Raw genomic sequence first — 18744 nt, 5'->3', positions numbered from 1 at the left:
TTTTGTATTTGATTTTTGTTTATAATATATAAACCTGGTAATTGTAGAAATCGCCATTTATGCTTTTTGACCTAACGGGTTTTTTCAAAACTAAAACGGCCGCGTTACCCGATGCCTGAATTTGTATTCGAGGCCTTGCATGCGCACGGGCTGATGGATGCTTACAAAGCGCGGCCGCCCTATCAGCAAAACGATTATGTCGGGTGGATAACGCGCGCAAAAAGAGCGCAGACTGTGCAGAAGCGATTGAACCAAATGCTCGATGAACTGGAACGCGGCGACAAATACATGAAAATGCCGTATCGGCAGAAATGATATTGGATCACTTATGATATACGTACTTAGGGATTTCATAGTGGGGCAGAGGGCGTTAAACCTTAAGCTGTATCAGATTGACGTAACGCTGATGCGGAAGTGATTTGGAACTGTTAAGTTGAAAGTGAGTGACTAATATACCAGGAATCAGGATATGCAAGCTTCATGGTTGATGTAATTAATGATATCACCGAACGACTCATCGAGACGCCCGAAATAGAGCGGGTAGTCTTATTTGGTTCGCGGGCAAGGGCTGACCATGACCCGCGTTCTGATATAGACCTGGCCATTGAGTGCCCGTCGGCTTCGCGCGATCTGTGGCAGCGAATTCGCGATATGGTAGAAGCAACGCGCACACTGCTTTTTATCGATGTCGTGCGACTGGATACAGCGCCGGCGGCTTTAAAAGCAAAGGTAAGAGAGGAAGGGGTTGTGCTTTATGAGCGCTGAGAAAGTGCGTCAATCGATGGAAAACCTTGGGCGTGCATTAGCACGGCTTGACGAGGTCCTGTAAGAAGAGCGCACCGAATTTATGATCGATGCCACAATTCAACGATTCGAGTTTCCGATTGAGCTTTTCTGGAAGACGTTAAAGCGTCAACTGGCCTACGAGGGGATTGAGACAACAACGCCGCGCGAAACAATGAAACATGCCTATAAAAGCGGCTGGCTGCACGAAGAAGCGCCGTGGATTGACATGCTCAATGATCGTAATCGTAGCTCCCACATCTACAATGAAGAGATGGCAATCGAAATCTACGACCACATCAGGAGTTATCAGAAAGAACTAGCACACACCTACCAATTTTCTCGCTGAACGGTATGCAGATATTCTGAAATAGCGGCACCCGATGCCTGAATTTGTATTCGAGGCCTTGCATGCGCGAGCGCTGATGGATGCTTAAAAAGCGCGGCCATCCTACCAAGGTGCATAATCTATGTTCTGCTATTGCGTTGGGTATAGCATACCCGGCGGCATTGTACTTTTCTGGATGAAAGAACAGTATACTGACAGAGGAAATAAGAACGGGCCATATAACAGCCGCATGAAGCACTGGATTATCCTAGTATTAGCCCTCGTATTGACGTTACCGACAATACAGGCAACCGCGCAGTCGACATTTGATGCTCCCTTTGCAATAGCACAAATGAAAGCAGACTTGCAATTGTTCTATGATATTCGTGCAGCAGCCAATTCAGGGGTGTACAAATATCGAAGTCAGGTCGAGATAGATAGCGTGTATCAATGGGCGTTTGATAAAATTGAACAGAGCGCGACATTGGGGGATTTTTATAAAATCATCCTGCAGATCACTGATTTTGAAGGGAGCTTGCATAATGACACGGAGCTGCCGGCTGAGGTCTCAAAGAACATAAGCAAGGAGGATGCAGGATATTTCCCATTTGCGATCAAACAGGTTGCCGGCAAATGGGTGTGTAACAACGCAGATAAAGAAATCCCAACAGGCGCAGAAATTTTGAGTATAAACGATGTGCCCATCTCCACGATCATACGCGATTTGCGCAAATACTACACAACGGACGGGTTTAACATAACGGGCAAGCAGATCGGACTTAAAGTCTACTTTCCGTTGTTTTTCCGGTATGAATACGGTCCGCAGGATTCTTTTCGCGTTGAACATGTCGCAGACCCTGCAGGTGGGGCGCGTGCTATAAAAACATTGCAAGGCATTTCTCACGGCGCGTTTCTCCGAAACCTGGGAATAATCCATAGCATGCCGATTGATAAATATCTTTTCCTGGATGCAGAGGAATTGGCTGAGAGAGGTGAACTGTATTACACCGAGATGATAAATGACTCAACGGCAATGCTGGTAGTCAACGACTTTGCAATTGGTGCTAACGCAAAGGACAAAAAACACAAAGCATATGTGGCGTTTCTGGAGGCAGTATTCAGAACGTTCAGGCGAGAAAATATACAGCACCTGATTGTTGATGTAAGGCATAACGGAGGAGGTACCAATCCGAATAACCTCGTTACCTACTCGTATCTCACAAACAGAGCTTTCCAGGAAAATGTAGCGGCGTGGATATCATTTAGAAAAATACCTTTTTGGAAAGAAGTAGTGAAAGACGATTTCTTTTTTCTTGCCAGGCCATTTGTCAAAGGGATTTACCAAAGAAGACTGAAAAAGGAATTTTCGATTGTACAAGCAGGTGGGTACTTCCAAAACGATAAGGCGGATGACCAACAAATTTGGATGTCCAACGAGAACGCCTTTCAAGGGCAGATTTACCTGCTGATTGGTCCCCGCGTGGCATCAGCAGGTAGTTTGTTCGCGTCCATGCTTGCAAGCGATGAATCTACCATCACAATCGGGGAAGAAACGATGGGAGGGTACTATGGACACAATGGACATACCCCATTTACATACGAACTATCGCATAGCAAGATTAGAACTTCGTTTTCTATCGTCAATCTCAAACAGGACGTAGAAACAAGGCCGGATCAGCCTTTTGGCTATGGGGTCATACCTGACCACCGCATTGTGCAATCCCTGGGAGATTTTCTGGAAAACAGGGATACGGTACTGGTATATGCAAAGCAACTCATAGCAGCTAAACATTGAGTGTGCGATACTGCGTGGTTATCGTTCACTTTATTCCTGCTCGAACCAATATCGCCCTGAAGTATTCAACCCGGAAAGAGTCGAATAACTGTGGATTAAATGCGTAAAAGAACGGAGAAACGGCGTTGGATACGATACGTTTTATGGCTGTTGTTGTTGGTAACTGTGGGGGTGGGCGTCATTATGATTGATACATGGTCCGCATTGGGTAAACGCCCTGGTGGGGAACGGCTTGCGCAGATTCAAAACTCACCGCAATACGCCGGCAACAAGTTTGTTAATCCATTGCCACCACGCAATCCGGAATTTCTTCGTGTTATGCGCCGCTGGTTTTTTGAGGAAACGCCCGACAAGGAGCCTGTCACACCCGTTCCACTGAACCAGATCAAGCCGGCATTCTTCGACGCTACGCCACCAGATTTGCGCATTACCTGGTTCGGCCACTCCTCGTTCCTGGTAGAACTGGACGGGCAGCGTATTCTGGTAGACCCTGTTTGGGGAGATCATGCTTCACCCGGACGTATCTTTGGCGTGAAGCGATTTCATGCACCACCGATCAGTCTTGAGAATTTGCCGGCCATTGATGCCGTGGTACTTTCACATGACCACTACGATCACCTCAACGAACCAACAATAAAACGGCTTAAGGATATTGTGCCCCTGTTTGTTGTCCCGCTCGGATTGGGTGCCCACCTTGAGTACTGGGGTGTGTCTCCTGAGAAGATTAGAGAACTGGACTGGTGGGGTGAGGTCGCTGTAGGAAACATGCGGTTGGTATGCACACCCGCTCGACATTTTTCAGGCCGCTCGCTGACAGATAGAGACGCAACGCTGTGGGCCGGCTGGGCCTTTGTCGGCACGGAGCACAGGGCATACTATAGTGGCGATACAGGCATGTTTCCTGGGTTTCAAGAGATTGGAGACCGTTTGGGCCCTTTTGATATCACCTTGATGGAAACCGGTGCCTATAATTCAGATTGGGTAGACGTGCACATGGGGCCGGAGCAGGCCGTTGCCGCCCATCAGATGGTTCGCGGCAACCTGCTGGTGCCTGTGCATTGGGGCACCTTTGCCCTCGCGTTTCACTCATGGACCGAACCTGTTGAGCGCGTGTTGGCTGCTGCTAAAAATGTTGGTATTGAGGTAGCAACGCCTCGGCCGGGGGACAGCATTGTACCAACTGCGGTGCCACAAGACAAATGGTGGCCGGCAGTACCCTGGAAAACCGCCAAAGAAACCCCCATCATCTCAACCCGCCTGTCTGACGAAATTGTGGCGCGTATTCGAGCACTTCAGGATGAAATGCCCTAATTGAGATAAAAGCAGCACCACGCTCTAAGTAGCCGCCTTGTTCGCAGGATTTTTTTGGTGAGACGACCCTTGTGTGCCGGCACTTGCCTGATGAGGTATAAACACGCCTGCACTCCAAATCCCCCCGCGCTAATCTCGCGTTCGTTTCTCCATTTTATGTGTTTCTGGATATGGTCAAACATGGCTCGTTAATAGTGGTCGCGTTTTGGTTGTTTGCCGGGGCGCTGGTAAACGCGCAGGACAAATCAACATCTTCACGTCAGACGCGGGCGTTGCCCGCTCAAATTAAGCAGTTGGCTTTGCGTGATGCATCTGATGGTGCAAAGCAGGGAGCGGTCAATCATTTAGGTTGGAGCGTATCGCTATTTGAGAATCGCGCGCATATCGGTGCTTTTGAAGATGCCGGCGGTGGCGAACAGTGGGGGGTGTCTTTTGTGTTGGATTATGATGGCATAAATTGGACACGAGGCGAAGCGCTGTCGGAAGCAGAAGAGTTGCTTCGTGTAGGACATGGATGCAGTTTTGATACTGCAAACGTGCAGGTTCGGGGATTCCCTTTTGATCTCTTTGGTCAGGGCGGTCAAGCGAATGTACGTGGAGACGTAACGCAAGAGCTACATGCCGGCGTAGGGATTGCTGGTGATAAATTTGGTTGGAGTGTTGCACATTCAGGTGATCTTGTGCTCATAGGTGCGCCAGGTGTTGATGACGAGAAAGGTTCTGCCTTTGTATTTGCATACGACGGTACCAGTTGGATCGAGGTACAGGAGCTAAACCCAAGTAATGGGAAAACTGGCGATCAGTTTGGCTTTGGGGTGTCGCTGTTTGGTGATCGCGCGCTGGTTGGCGCGCCTGGTGATAATGAAAACAGTGGTGCCGTGTATGTATTTGAATACGATGGGACAAGCTGGGTTCAGGTGTTGAAATTGACTGGGTCTGATAGCCCACTTCCTGTTGAATTAACTACATTTCGTGCGGTCACCTCAGGCTCAAATATATCCGTATCCTGGGCTACGGCGTCTGAGTTCAATAACGCGGGGTTTGCAGTAGAACTGAGCCCATCAGATCGTGCCTTCGAGCGGGTTGGATTTATAACAGGGCATGGCACAACCAACATACCCCGGCAATATGAACTATCTCTGTCAGATATTACACCGGGTCCCTATTTCCTTCGACTAAAGCAGATCGACTTTGATGGCACCTTCTTCTACAGTGAAACGGTTAACGTAGTTGTTGGCGCAACGGCGTATACCCTGACGCAGAATTACCCCAATCCGTTTAATCCCCAAACACACATCCACTATACGCTTCCTGTAAGTAATCATGTCAGACTGGAAGTGTTTAATTTGTTAGGGCAACCAGTTCAATTGCTCGTTAATGAAGCGCAGGCGGCGGGTTCTTATGCGGTCCGTTTTGATGCCCACGATTTACCAAATGGGACGTACTCTTATCGCTTGACATCAGGATCATTCACTGAAACGAAAACGATGGTGCTACTGAAGTGATGGAGGCATCAAAGTTAGTTACTGCTATAATCGACGAAAATCTATTCTTCTAAGTACAGGCAGGCAGCAGAATACGCGGCCTTTTCTTGGTTCTTCATCAGATGAAGTAGTGCTATTCTACTATTGTTTTTTTAATTAAGCAGATATAACATAACGGGTCCCTTTCTCCAGCCTGTCGGATGCAGGCAGCACACCTGGTATGATAGCTAGCTTTGGTGCCGGAGGATGTTGGCCGGCTTGCAGTACCGATACCTGTGGGCTGGATATCTTTTGAAGTCACAATTGGAATTACATTGCGTAGCACCACTCCTGGCACCGTATTGCTGCTCGCTTGTTTATATCTACTTTCCTTAAGCACAGAAGCATTCGCGCAGCCTGTACGGCAAAGCAATCCGGTTGAACCAAGTCGGTTCATGGTTAACCAGTATTCGACCAAGAACGGACTCCCGGGTAATTATGCATCACTTGTTTACCCGTCTTCCTCAGGATACCTGTGGTCTGCATCTACCCATGGTTTGAGTCGCTTTGATGGCGAGCGGATAATCACGTACAATGCTTCAAATACTGTCGGGTGGAATCACGCAAATAACATTACGCTTGTCTGTGAAGATCAGTCTGGGGCAATTTGGTTTGATACAGGTGGCAAAAAAGGGAAAGGCCTGTATGTATTCAACTTTCCTTTTGAGCCGGCACAAGTCGTTGAATACCATCCGGCGCATTATAACCAGCATTTTTGTTTTCCCGAGAAGCGTGTTGCAATTTTTGGCGATTCAACCGTTCACCTTGTGCGGCACTTGCAGGATATAACAGAAATTGAGCTACCAGCCGCATTCATAAACAACAACTCTTTTCAAGTCCAGCTTGCACTTTCAGGAACGTTCTGGTTGGCCGGAAACGGTGTTTTGGTGCAGTTTCGTGAAGGCGCTTTCCAGGCGCCATTTGAACTTTCTGGTCCGCTGCGCTCGATGAGTATAAATAAACAGGGTGAATTGCTGGTAGCAACTGATCATGATATATATGTCTATCAAGCGGGTGAATTAAAACACCTGAGACATTCTGAGGTCGCCCTCAAACCATTGAATATTAACCATTCGACGTACCTTTGGTTTAATCAACCAGAGGGTGTATGGCAAATCGATGGGGAGACAAGGGTAATTCACAAGCACCCGATGAATAGGTCTTCACACTTTCCGCTACGGAACGTTTTTGAGGCGGATGGAAGAGTTTTTGGCAATTGGATGATTGCAGATTTTGAAACGCGATTGTTTGAGTTGACCGAAAAAACAGATTGGAAATCTATCGGTTTGCAGCAGTTTGGCGTTAGAGCAATAAATGATATTCGGCATGATCGAGAGGGAGGGATTTGGGTAGCAAGCGATGTGGGTGTCTTTCATATTGTGCCGCGTAAAATGGATGTATACACTATCCTTGAAGGTGTTGCTGACCGCCAGGTATTTGCGCTCGGCGAAGACAAAGATAACAACATTTGGGTAGGTGCTTGGGGGGATGGCATCCAGGTGCTAAAGGAGCATCGGTGGACCTATATCACAGAAGAAGATGGACTGCTCTACAACCATGTGATGTCCTTCGAGCAAGGAAGCGATGGTGCCTGGCTGGTTGGTACCAATCAGGGCCTATCTATTCTTCGAGATGATCGTGTTGTATCAAGTCACAAGTATACCTGGCCTGATACGTACACCTCAGACTTATTACAAGACAGTAGGGGCCAGATTTGGGTAGCAACCTTCAGGAATTTATTCGCTTTCGACGCGGGCCAATACACGCCTGTGTGGCCTGATAGTGTACTCAAGGTAAAAGCTATATTCGAAGACAAAGATGGAGCACTGTGGGCCGGAACGGAATCCGGTGCTGTGAAACGTACCGAGAATGGGACCTGGAAGCGCTCGGGGATGCCGGCTTTGGATTCACTTTATGTAAAAAGCATAATGCAAGACATACAGGGTGCCCTGTGGTTTGCAACAGAGGGCGGGGGATTGATACGTAAAAAAGAAAATCTTTCTGCAAACTATACCAGTACGGATGGGCTGCCAACAGACCTCGTTCACTATACACTGGAAGATGATTATGGCCATCTCTGGATAGGGACAGACAGCGGTTTGCTCCGCATTCGTACTACTAGTTTTGACTCACTGGACGCCGGCCTTCTTAAGCAGTTACCTTATCGCATTTTTACAGAAGAAGACGGGATGCCCAATGCGGAGCTAATTTCAGGGCCATCGACTGCTTTGAAAGCAAACGACGGACGATTGTGGGTTGCAACCATTGATGGTGTAGCGGTCATAGACCCTGCAAATTTGTCTTTCAATACCCAAAAGCCAGAGCTGCGCATTCAAAAATTTATTGTGCAGGGAGAGTCGCAAGCCCTCTCGCTAAGCCAGCGCTTTAGACCCGGACCTCAAAACACAATTGTATTTGAATTTGCCACCCTCAGTCTCCGTTCTTCTCGGCGGCGGGAATATAAATACAGACTATTGGGGCAGAATGATGCATGGCGAACAACGCGCATCAACGAGGCAAAATTCACGAGCCTCAAACCCGGCGTGTATACTTTCGAAGTTGCTGGAAGTAACAATGATGGCTATTGGAGTGAGGTAGAGCAATTCGATTTCGTGATCGCACCGGTTTACCATCAGTCGGTGTGGTTCAGGGGCCTGCTCATTGGTTTACTCGCTGGCGTTGTTGGGCTAGGATACAGGCAGATGAAAATCAATGGCGTATTGCAGGAGGCATTGACACGCAACCGTATTGCTGATGATTTACATGACGACATCGGGAGCAAAATAAGCGCAGTCGCACAGACACTGGGGTATATTTGTGAGAAAGAAGAAATGTCCGTACGAGATTTTGAAGCACTCAGCCGGCAAGCCAGAAATGCCAGAGAACTGGTTCGGGACCTCCGAGACTCTGTTTGGATTGTAGATGCTGCGCATGATAAAATTTGTGACCTGGTTGATCGAATGGAGCAGTTCACGGACCAAATAGGTGTTGAGCATGATGTTAGCTTCTCATCGGCTGTAGACTCTTGTGAAACAGAAGTAGAAATGGAGTGGCGTAGAAACGTATATCTGCTTTACAAAGAAGCTGTTACTAATATAGTACGGCATGCCAAGGCGACAGAAATACAAGCACATGTTGTGGTAAGTGGCCGGACTTTTTCTTTGGTGCTGCGCGATAATGGAGTTGGCTTCCAGAGAGCAAAAAAAGGCACTGGAAGAGGGCAGCGTTCGATGAAACGCAGGGCGACGGCTATAAAAGGTGACCTGACATTTTCAAGCAATGGTGATGGCACTATGGTCCAGCTTAATACAAGGATAGCGTAACTACGTCATGCCAAGGTCATTGTAAATCCCTAGCTTTGGGCTGGCGAAATGAATCCATAGAATTACGTTTATGCAATCCCGTTTACTTTGGCTCGTAGAAGATGATGAAGCCTTCGCTGAGTCGATCGCGTATATCATAGATGGGAACTCGGACCTGAAGGTAGCACGACATTTTCTTTCGGCTGAGGAGGTGTTAGCTCACCTCAAGTCGCTCGCATTCCAGTCGGTCCCGGATATGGTGTTGCTTGATATTCAGTTACCTGAAATGGATGGCGTTGCGTTACTGACCGCCCTGGGGGAGTTCTTGCCAGAAACACCCGTTGTGATGATGACACTACAGGATGATCAGAAAAGTGTGGTAAAAGCGCTAAATGCCGGCGCTGTTGGGTATCTCGTGAAAGGAGAGCCTCATGATAAAGTGCTCAAAGTAATTCGGGCTGGCCTTGATGGGGAGTTTTTGGTAGTAGGAAAGGCTACCCAGCATGTGCGGTCACACTTCAAAGACGAAGTACACGTATCTACATTTGGCTTGACGAATCGGCAACTGGAAGTCCTTCTGTTGATGTGCAACGGGATGAACAAAAAGCAGGTGGCAGAACGGCTTTCCATCAGTGAGGCAACGGCTGACAATCACTTCAGGAATATCTACCGGAAATTGGGTGTCCGATCTGCACAGGCCGCCGTTGCAGTAGCATATAAGAATGGGTTGTGTAATGGAGCCTGAATAATCTAAGGTCCAAATCAAAAAGCCCGGTACTCAAAAGAGTACCGGGCTTTTTGATTTCGCATTGGTCTGCAAGCAGAAGTTATGTTTTGTAAATGATGGTGTCTATGTAAGCATGACGGACTTGATCCTTGTTTACTAAATACCAAAATACGTTACGAAATTATGACTTTATCAAGGTTATATCTTCTTTCTTCGTGCTTTGTAATCATTGCTATGATAGCCTCTGCTTGTGATCAAAATGCTATCCCAGTCATTGAGATGCAGGCGAGTGTCGAAGACTTTCCTTACCTGGGTGAATCGCCTGTACCGACAATATCCAGTACAGATTCCAAAAAGACTTTCAAAGCGCCCCCATTTGAAATCGAGAATCATTTAGGAAGTTATAATCTTACCCAAGCTGAGCATGATCGTCTCTATGCTTTGATGAAAGATTATCAAGGGGCGACAGGGGAAAGATATGTTGGATTTTTAAGTACAAAATCGGGCGAAGGTGAAGCTTACTTCTATAGATATAGAAGTTTTTTCGTGCCTAAATGGCTTGAGGAAAAGGCTAAGGGCGAAATTATGCCCTATGTCTATGTTTTAAAGAGAAATAGACTGAGTAGTCCGCAGAGTATATTCTTTGCATTTATCCCTAGAGATCCTAATGCTATTTTGATGATCAGAGAATGGATTGCAACACTGGATGGTCGCCTTGTAGATCATCGCGGTTTTAAGAGGAACAAGGAGATATTATCATCTTCCGCAATCCTCAATCTGTCAAGCAGTGATTGTACGCCAGATGAGCAAATTGTCTACTATGAGGAGTGTGATTGCTATGGATATGCCGATTTGCCTATTTGCGCATATGGAGGAGGTGGAGATGATCCAATTTTCTTTGACGAAGGGGATGGATGGGATGATTGGGAGGATCCTGGTGATGACTGTGGTGTCTTTGGTTGTGATGACAATGGTGGAGGGAGCGGCAATGGGAGTGGCGATGGTAGTGGATTTACCGACGAAGAGTATGTGGAGAAGTATGAGTTGACTAGTAAAATGCAGGCCTGCGGGATCTATGATGACAAAAAACAATCAGACATATTTGATGGAATGTTTAGAAAATATACCTCCATCAATGAGCCTATTTCTAAGTTAGAACAGAACGATCCGACGAATCCTTATGACCGCGAATTTGATGGTGTAAGGCGAGATTCGAATGGCGATATTTATTTGATTTATGAAGGTAAATTTTCAGAAAGCGTTAGCGCATTTAAGCGATCGCAGTCCGAAGATCATCTAAACATCTTAGAGGGCTTCTGGAGTAATTATGATGGCGGCCTACAGGTTGGTGGACCACATTATCTAACGGCAAGCTTAGCACAACATAATGCTGACATTTCATTTACGAGCTATCCGCTGAACAATTTGCTACCTATTTCGATTGCTAAAAGAATCTCCTGGGTACATTATACATTTAAAAAAAGCAGTGATGGTGACTATTTCTTTGAAAGAAAATATATGACACCCTTGTATATTACAGCGCCAAATGGAACCACCATTCCAGTCCCTCTCCAATTGCTATCAGATTTATCAGGATCTGTTTTGTTTAGATTAGATGATTGCAGCGCAATAAGTAGTCTTTTAACTCACCCATGATCGCATAATCAAGATGTCTCTTTTTAGCTATATATCGATTAATCCGTTTGAGTTAGGCTATGAGGAACCTGGCATGATACGCGAATCAACCGATATTTTCTGCTTTGTTAATCAGCGTTCAGGACGGATTTTTAGTGGTTCTAATGCTTTAGGCGAATATATCCATGCACGGCTATCACCGGCGATGGCGCAAGCTATTATGGACTGTGGGTGGCTTGTAGAGCTTACGCCCAAGACGATTAAATCTATAGATCCGGAAATATTGAAAAATGCTCTTTTTGAGTATTGGTCGATCTTTGATGAATTAATTGCTGTAGACTGGGATATACCCTCGACTCAAGCAATAGAAGAGCCTCTGCGGACCCTCCTTTTAGACGATCATGGCAATCCTTCGCCAACAGTGGAGGAGTTAAGGGCGTTGCATCAAAACATGTTTACCAATATGGCCGGCGGTGTTTTCATTTGTGAGAAGGCAATTCGGCAGAGTAACACGGTGTGCGTTGTTTTGGGCTAAGGGAATTCCCAGGTTTTCGCAAGATATGCTTCGTCTTAGCCTGTGCCAATGAGGGCTGATTGATCCAGTGAGGATAAAAAGAATATGGAAATAACCTCCAAGGCATTAGCCTTTGAGATTGTGTGCGCGGATAACTGGCGATTGTGGTAAATCAAAAAAGCCCGGCACTCAAGCGAGTGCCGGGCTATTAATTTTCAGATCAGCCGAGAATTACTTCTCTTCTTCCTCGTCTACTACTTCGAAGTCGACGTCTTTCACTTCATCATCGTCAACTGGTGCGCCTTCGCCGGCTGGGGCGCCGTCGCCACCTGCCTCAGCCTGGGCAGCTTCCTGGTAGGCTTTCTGCAAGTCTTCGCTTGCTGCGGCCCACGCTTCATTGAGCTGGTCCATGGCTGATTCGATTTCAGTTGCGTTTTCCTCGCTGTGTACCTGCTTCAACCGCTCCAGTGCACCATCGATTTTAGCGCGTTTTTCTGAAGAGATTTTGTCGCCGTACTCTTTGAGGTTTTTCTCGGTTGTGTAGATTAGCGCGCTGGCAGCGTTGGTTTTTTCTGCTTCTTCGCGCTTTTTCTTGTCGTCTGCCGCGTGTTCGCGTGCATCCGTTCGCATTTTTTCGATTTCATCCTTGCTCAAACCGCTGGATGCTTCGATACGTACCGACTGCTCTTTGCCTGTTGCTTTGTCTTTGGCAGACACGCTCAGGATGCCGTCAGCGTCGATGTCGAAGGTTACTTCAATCTGCGGAACGCCACGTGGCGCCGGCGGAATGCCATCGAGGTGAAAGCGGCCGATGGTGCGGTTACCAGAAGCTACTTCGCGATCACCCTGCAATACGTGGATTTCTACAGACGGCTGGTTGTCAGACGCCGTAGAGAAAATTTCGCTTTTGCGGGTTGGGATCGTTGTGTTGGCCGGGATGAGCACTGTCATCACGCCACCAAGTGTTTCGATACCCAGGTTCAGTGGGGTTACGTCGAGGAGCAGTACGTCGCTGACATCACCAGAGAGTACACCACCTTGAACTGCTGCACCGGTAGCAACCACTTCATCCGGGTTAACGGAGCGGTTTGGCTTTTTGCCAAAGAATTTCTCGACGGTCTGCTGTACAAGCGGTACGCGGGTTGAACCACCTACCATGATCACTTCGTCAATTTCACCTTTGCTGAGGCCGGCGTCTTTCAATGCAGCCTGCATCGGTGGAATAGTGCGCTCGATCAGGTCGTCGATCAGTTGCTCAAATTTCGAGCGGGAAAGTTCGAGGTTCAAGTGCTTCGGACCTTCCTGCGTTGCTGTGATGAACGGCAGGTTGATTGTGGTCTGCGCAGCACTTGAAAGTTCAATTTTGGCTTTCTCAGCGGCTTCTTTGAGGCGCTGCAGGGCCATGGGATCTTTGCGAAGGTCGATGCCTTCGAGGTTTTTGAACTCGTCAGCGATATGGTCAATCAAACGCTGGTCGAGGTCGTCACCACCAAGGTGTGTGTCGCCGTTTGTGGCTTTTACTTCGAATACACCATCGCCAAGTTCGAGGATGGAGATATCATAGGTACCGCCACCAAGGTCATATACTGCAATGATCCGGTCTTCATCTTTTTTGTCGAGGCCATAAGCCAGGGCGGCTGCAGTTGGCTCGTTGATGATACGACGGATCGTAAGGCCGGCAATTTCGCCGGCTTCTTTGGTTGCTTTACGCTGGGCATCATTAAAATATGCCGGCACCGTTACAACAGCTTCAGTTACACTTTCACCAAGGTAATCTTCTGCGGTCTGCTTCAATTTCTGCAGGACCATAGAGGAAATTTCCTGCGGGGTGTACACGCGGTCGTTTACTTCAACCCTTGCCGTGCCACCATCACCCTTCACAACTGCGTACGGGACCGTTTTCATTTCTTCCGACACTTCGTCGTGCATCCGACCCATGAAGCGTTTGATCGAGAAGATGGTGTTTGTTGGGTTTGTAATTGCCTGTCTTTTAGCTGGCGCGCCTACAAGACGCTCGCCATCTGACTTAAAAGCAACCACTGAAGGGGTCGTGCGTGCGCCTTCAGCATTTGTAATAACAACGGGTTCACCGCCTTCCATTACGGCAACAACCGAATTCGTTGTCCCCAAGTCAATTCCAATAATTTTTCCCATCTTATGCGTAACGTCTATGCCAGTTTTGAAATGGCCAAATGTTATATGAAAATCAGTTTGCTTTGTGAAGCATATTTATGCCGAAGGCATTATCAATAACAGTGCCATCGTGAAAAGTGTGACACGTTGGCAGAGAATTGCGAGAAAACGCCAGAATCTTTGCCTTTTTTGTCGTACTTCAGCAATGTCAGGCCTGTCGAATTGCGGCATATTGACCGTGCCGCACGCCTTGTGAAAGCTTCGGTTGGTGCATTTCATCTACCAAAAATGAAGCCTGTGATAAATTCGGACAGTTTTTCATAGTATGGTTGTGGCCCAATGTTTGGCTTGTTACACTGTAGCGCACGTTTTAATGCCTGCGATAGCTGAATGAATGGAAGAGCGAGCTACATGATGAATGTCCCCAATGCCATTACAGTGAGTAGAATCATACTCACGCCTGTTGTTCTGGTATTACTATTTATGGAGTCTTTTGAAGCGCATCTTGGGGCACTTGTTGTCTTCATTATTGCGGCGATCACAGACTACTACGATGGGAAGCTGGCCCGTACGCTGCAGAAAGGTACCCGGCTGGGCAAATTCCTCGATCCCCTGGCGGATAAAATACTGGTACTGGGTACGTTCATTGCTTTTGCCGTTCTCATGCCGCAACTCGTGCCCTGGTGGGCTGTTGCCCTCATTGCTGCGCGCGATGCTTTTGTGACGGGGCTGCGTACCTGGCATGAATCTAATGGCCGAAGCCTGCGAACGATGCATTTGGCAAAGGCAAAAACCACCGTGCAACTGGTATTTCTGATTGGCATGTTGCTGGTCCTTACCTTGAGTAAAATGACGGGCGTTTTGTCGGAAGTGGGCAACTGGGTCCTCGATAGCGAAATTCCCTGGTGGAGCATGATGGTTGTCGTGGCTTTTACGTTGATTACAGGCTTTGTGTACCTGTTTAACGCCACCGATGCTTCCGAGAACTGAGCGTCCGGTTGAACTGAAAACATCTCAAGTGCTGATGGCTGAAACGATCTCTGCAGAACAGGTTGAAGAACAGATTGCCAGGGCCTTGCTGTCGATTGGCGCCGTATCTCTGAGTCCACATGCACCGTATACATGGGCATCTGGACTCAAATCTCCCATCTATTGTGACAACCGGATGATTATGGGGTATCCTGAAATCAGAGGCAAGGTGACTGCCGGTTTTGTTGCTGCAATCGCGAACGCTGGATTCAACTTCGATGTACTGGCCGGCACAGCAACCGCCGGCATCCCACATGCTGCATGGCTGGCACACGCCCTTGCTTGCCCTATGATATACGTGCGATCCAAAGCGAAAGGGCACGGCCGGCAAAACCAGATCGAAGGGCCACTGCCAGCAGGGCAAAATGTGCTTGTTATAGAAGACCTCGTTTCAACCGGCAAGTCGTCTATGGCTGCCGTTGAGGCGTTGCAAGACGCCGGCGCAAACGTCGTAGGTGTACTGGCGATCTTCTCGTACGGATTTGATGGCGCGGCAGCTGTGTTCAACGCTGCAAATGTGCCGTGTCATACCCTCACAAATTTTCATACCCTTTTGCAGGTCGCAAGCGAGACGGGGCATTTGCAAGAAGACCAGGTACGCACCATGCAAAACTGGCGACAAGACCCCAAAGTGTGGTCCGAGCAAGCACCGGCCTGACCATAGTAGAAATTGCTATTTTTACATAAAACTGCCCCCAAAGCTGCATGAAAGTTCACCTGATGACCATCGGCGACGAACTGTTGATCGGACAGGTTGTGAATACCAATGCCTCCTGGCTCGGTGAACAAATGGTGATCCGCGGCGCCGAAGTGGTTCGGATGGTTACCGTGCCCGATGAATTGGACCTGATTGTCGAAGAATTGCGATACGCTGTCGACGATGCAGACCTCGTAATCATGACCGGTGGACTCGGGCCAACCCATGACGACCTTACCCGCGACGCCATTGCAGCCTTTTTGGGTGTTGGCCTTGCGCAAGATGATGCCGTGGTTGAAGTCATACGTGAGCGCTTCTCGAGAAGAGGCAAAGAAATGCCGGCGCGTAATGCTGTGCAGGCCATGGTGCCGGCTGGGTGTGAGGTGCTGCCCAATCAGGTGGGCACGGCCCCGGGACTCTGGTTCGAAGGCGAGCAGGTCAAGTTGTGCGCGCTGCCTGGCGTGCCCCATGAAATGCGCACTTTGATGCGCGAACACGTAATTCCGCGGGTCACCACCGACCAGCGCATACGTCCGCTTGCCCAGCGCACCATTCTTACAGCTGGCATCGGGGAGTCGGATCTGCAGGAACGGCTGGGGGATGCAAGCCAGTGGCTTGGTCCAGATCAAAAACTGGCGTATCTGCCGCAAATTGGCGGTGTCCGGTTACGGCTGATGGCCTATAGCGATTCCTGGGATGAGGCCGGCCGGCAGTTGGAAGCCATGGAGAACCTGGTAAGAGCGCGCATCAAGCAGCATATTTATGGGACTGATGAGGACATGCTTGAGCGCCGCATCGGCCAGTTGCTGGTGGCCACGCACCAAACGGTCGCCGTCGCTGAGAGTTGTACAGGCGGATTGATCGGAGATCGGCTGACCAACATCAGCGGGGCATCTGCTTATTTTAAAGGGGGTGTGGTCGCATACAGCAACGATGTTAAGCACCGCATTCTTGGGGTAGAGGAAGACGTGCTGGATAAACACGGCGCTGTGAGTGAACAGGCTGCCTTGCAGATGGCTGAGGGGGTGCGCCGGCTGCTGGCAACAGACATCGGTGTCTCGGTGACGGGCATAATGGGCCCGTCTGGTGGGAGCAAGGAGAAACCGGTTGGCACCGTATGGATCGGATTTGCCGACCAGCACAGCACGCGTGCGCGCTGCGTGCTCACCCAGAAAGACCGCATCCGCAACAAGAAGTATGCATCCTCTTATGCCCTGAACACCCTTTGGTATGCGTTGAACCAGATTAGTAACCGTAAGCTATCATGAAAGAAAAGCAGTTGTTCGTGTTAAATGTCATTTGTAGCCTCTGCCTGGTAGGCCTGCTGGCAGCCTGTGGTTCAACGGGTGCCGCAACAACACCGCCTGCTGCAACAGATGGCGCTGATGAACCCGTGCCCATCTATGAAGCTGCTTTGGGGACGTTCAATAGATCCGTAACAACCAACTCTCCGGTCGCACAGCAGTATGTGAACCAGGGTTTTCAAATGATGTATGCCTTTGCATCGGGAGAGGCGCCGGCGACGTTTCGCGAGGCCCAAACGCATGATGACGCTTGTGCCATGTGTTTTTGGGGAGAAGCCTGGTCGCTTGGGCCGTATCTCAATGGCAAGATGCGGGGAGAAAACGCGCCGGCGGCCTACAAAGCTATCCAACAGGCCAAAACACTGGCGGCAGATGCAGCTTCTCCCGTAGAACACGCGCTAATCGACGCCATGCTGATTCGTTATGCACCGGAGCACGACGATGAAGATCGCACCGATCGCGACACCCTCTACGCAGCCGCCCTCGCGGAGGCGTACGCTGAATACCCTGGCGATACAGATATAGGTACCCTGTATGCAGAATCGCTGATGTTGCTCGAGCCCCGTCGCGGCCGCTGGAGCATCGACGACCCGGATGTGCAGGCCATTCATCAGGTGCTCGAAGAAGTACTTGCGCGTGACATCAAGCACCCTGGGGCCTGTCACCTGTACATCCATGCAACCGAGTCGACCACCAAGCCCGGCAAGGCAGAAGCTTGTGCTGAGTACCTCGGTGATGCAATACCTGGTGCCAGCCATATCAACCACATGCCTTCTCACACCTACAACAGAATTGGTCGATGGGGGGATGCGGTGCGTGCCAACATACAGGCGTGGCATTCTGACTTAAAAGCAGAAATCGACGAAGGATTTGCCATTTATCCGTCTCATAACCTCCACATGCTTTTGTTTGCTGCTTCAATGGACGGGCAGGGAGGGCTGGCGAATCAGGCTGCACGCGACTATTCGAAAATTATCGATGGGGGTAATTTTTACGAGGCTTTGACGCTGTTGCGCTTTGGCCGTTTTGATGAATTGCTGGCACTCGAATGCCGGCCGAAGCGCGAAATCTTTCGCGGGCTGTGGGATTTTTCAAAAGGATATGCGCACTTGCGAACGGGTAACCTCAAAAAGGCAAGGCAACATCTGGCGCGCGTAGAGAAGACTGCGCGTGAAACGCCAGCTGATAAAACCTTTCGAGGACACAGCGCAGCAGAATTGCTCGGTGTGACGGGTGGAATATTGAAAGCAGAAATACTGGTAGTACAAGGGCAAGCTGCACAGGCTGTGGCGGTTTACGAGCAAGCTTTAGCATTGGAAGATAGCTTGCGCTACGACGAGCCGGAGCCACTAAATTTTTCAGCGCGGCACTGGCTGGGTGCGCTGTATCTGGATATGGGGCAGCCGGCAGACGCAGAAGCTGTGTACCGCGCAGCACTGGAAGATCACCCCAACAACGGCTGGTCGCTGCTTGGACTTGCACAGGCGCTTGAGGCGCAAAGCGATCCCGAAGCTGATAAGGTTTACGAGGCCTTTAAACTCGCCTGGGCCCGCGCTGATACCTGGATCCGTAGTTCTCGATTTTAGGCCATACGTGGCGGTATGTGATACCGCGCTGCTGCGTCTAGTACTGTAGATTGTTTTAAAATAATCGGACCCAAACT

General features: G+C 49.0%; 14 protein-coding genes and 1 pseudogene. 14 read left to right on the top strand and 1 reads right to left on the bottom strand.

What is annotated here, in order from left to right:
• The first annotated feature begins 111 nt into the window (after positions 1-111).
• The 10 genes and pseudogenes from AAF564_11640 to AAF564_11595 all read left to right on the top strand — a co-directional run bounded on the left by AAF564_11640 (position 112) and on the right by AAF564_11595 (position 11939).
• Complete coding sequence (locus AAF564_11640) at positions 112-315, top strand: YdeI/OmpD-associated family protein (protein ID MEM8486193.1); 204 nt, start codon at positions 112-114, stop codon at positions 313-315.
• A gap of 165 nt (positions 316-480) precedes the next feature.
• Positions 481-765: a nucleotidyltransferase domain-containing protein gene (locus tag AAF564_11635; GenBank protein ID MEM8486192.1), complete on the top strand. Its 285-nt coding sequence runs from the start codon at positions 481-483 to the stop codon at positions 763-765.
• 79 nt (positions 766-844) lie between these two features.
• Positions 845-1132 (top strand): annotated as a pseudogene (locus tag AAF564_11630) (HI0074 family nucleotidyltransferase substrate-binding subunit).
• A gap of 229 nt (positions 1133-1361) precedes the next feature.
• Positions 1362-2906 (top strand): S41 family peptidase, encoded by a 1545-nt coding sequence (locus AAF564_11625; protein ID MEM8486191.1) that lies wholly within the window; start codon positions 1362-1364, stop codon positions 2904-2906.
• A gap of 99 nt (positions 2907-3005) precedes the next feature.
• Entirely contained in the window at positions 3006-4217 is a 1212-nt protein-coding gene (locus tag AAF564_11620) for an MBL fold metallo-hydrolase (GenBank protein ID MEM8486190.1), read from the top strand.
• Between the two features lie 170 nt (positions 4218-4387).
• Positions 4388-5722 carry a T9SS type A sorting domain-containing protein gene (locus tag AAF564_11615; protein ID MEM8486189.1) on the top strand — a complete coding sequence of 445 codons (1335 nt, stop codon included), beginning with the start codon at positions 4388-4390 and terminating at the stop codon, positions 5720-5722.
• Between the two features lie 293 nt (positions 5723-6015).
• Positions 6016-9063 (top strand): two-component regulator propeller domain-containing protein, encoded by a 3048-nt coding sequence (locus AAF564_11610; protein ID MEM8486188.1) that lies wholly within the window; start codon positions 6016-6018, stop codon positions 9061-9063.
• Between the two features lie 70 nt (positions 9064-9133).
• Entirely contained in the window at positions 9134-9787 is a 654-nt protein-coding gene (locus tag AAF564_11605; GenBank protein ID MEM8486187.1) for a response regulator transcription factor, read from the top strand.
• A 216-nt stretch (positions 9788-10003) separates the two neighbouring features.
• Complete coding sequence (locus tag AAF564_11600) at positions 10004-11425, top strand: hypothetical protein (protein ID MEM8486186.1); 1422 nt, start codon at positions 10004-10006, stop codon at positions 11423-11425.
• Between the two features lie 13 nt (positions 11426-11438).
• Positions 11439-11939, top strand: a complete 501-nt coding sequence (locus AAF564_11595) for a hypothetical protein (GenBank protein MEM8486185.1) — start codon at positions 11439-11441, stop codon at positions 11937-11939.
• Between the two features lie 210 nt (positions 11940-12149).
• Here AAF564_11595 and dnaK read toward each other — a convergent pair whose 3' ends face one another.
• Positions 12150-14072, bottom strand: a complete 1923-nt coding sequence (gene dnaK / locus AAF564_11590; protein ID MEM8486184.1) for a molecular chaperone DnaK — start codon at positions 14070-14072, stop codon at positions 12150-12152.
• A 369-nt stretch (positions 14073-14441) separates the two neighbouring features.
• Between dnaK and pgsA the strand changes: the two genes are divergently transcribed.
• The 4 genes from pgsA to AAF564_11570 are packed head-to-tail and all read left to right on the top strand — an operon-like array spanning position 14442 to position 18667.
• Complete coding sequence (gene pgsA, locus AAF564_11585) at positions 14442-15041, top strand: CDP-diacylglycerol--glycerol-3-phosphate 3-phosphatidyltransferase (GenBank protein MEM8486183.1); 600 nt, start codon at positions 14442-14444, stop codon at positions 15039-15041.
• A gap of 34 nt (positions 15042-15075) precedes the next feature.
• Positions 15076-15738: an orotate phosphoribosyltransferase gene (pyrE, locus tag AAF564_11580; GenBank protein ID MEM8486182.1), complete on the top strand. Its 663-nt coding sequence runs from the start codon at positions 15076-15078 to the stop codon at positions 15736-15738.
• A gap of 47 nt (positions 15739-15785) precedes the next feature.
• On the top strand, positions 15786-17045 hold the full coding sequence (locus AAF564_11575; GenBank protein MEM8486181.1) for a competence/damage-inducible protein A: 1260 nt from the start codon (positions 15786-15788) through the stop codon (positions 17043-17045).
• Positions 17042-18667, top strand: coding sequence for a tetratricopeptide repeat protein (locus AAF564_11570; protein MEM8486180.1), 1626 nt, complete (start codon positions 17042-17044; stop codon positions 18665-18667). The genes AAF564_11575 and AAF564_11570 overlap by 4 nt, the downstream gene beginning before the upstream one ends.
• The last annotated feature ends 77 nt before the right edge of the window (positions 18668-18744 follow it).

Source organism: Bacteroidota bacterium (assembly GCA_039111535.1).
GTDB lineage: Bacteria > Bacteroidota > Rhodothermia > Rhodothermales > JAHQVL01 > JBCCIM01.
The sequence above is the reverse complement of the archived record's forward strand: the minus strand, read 5'-3'. Positions and strand labels throughout refer to the sequence as shown.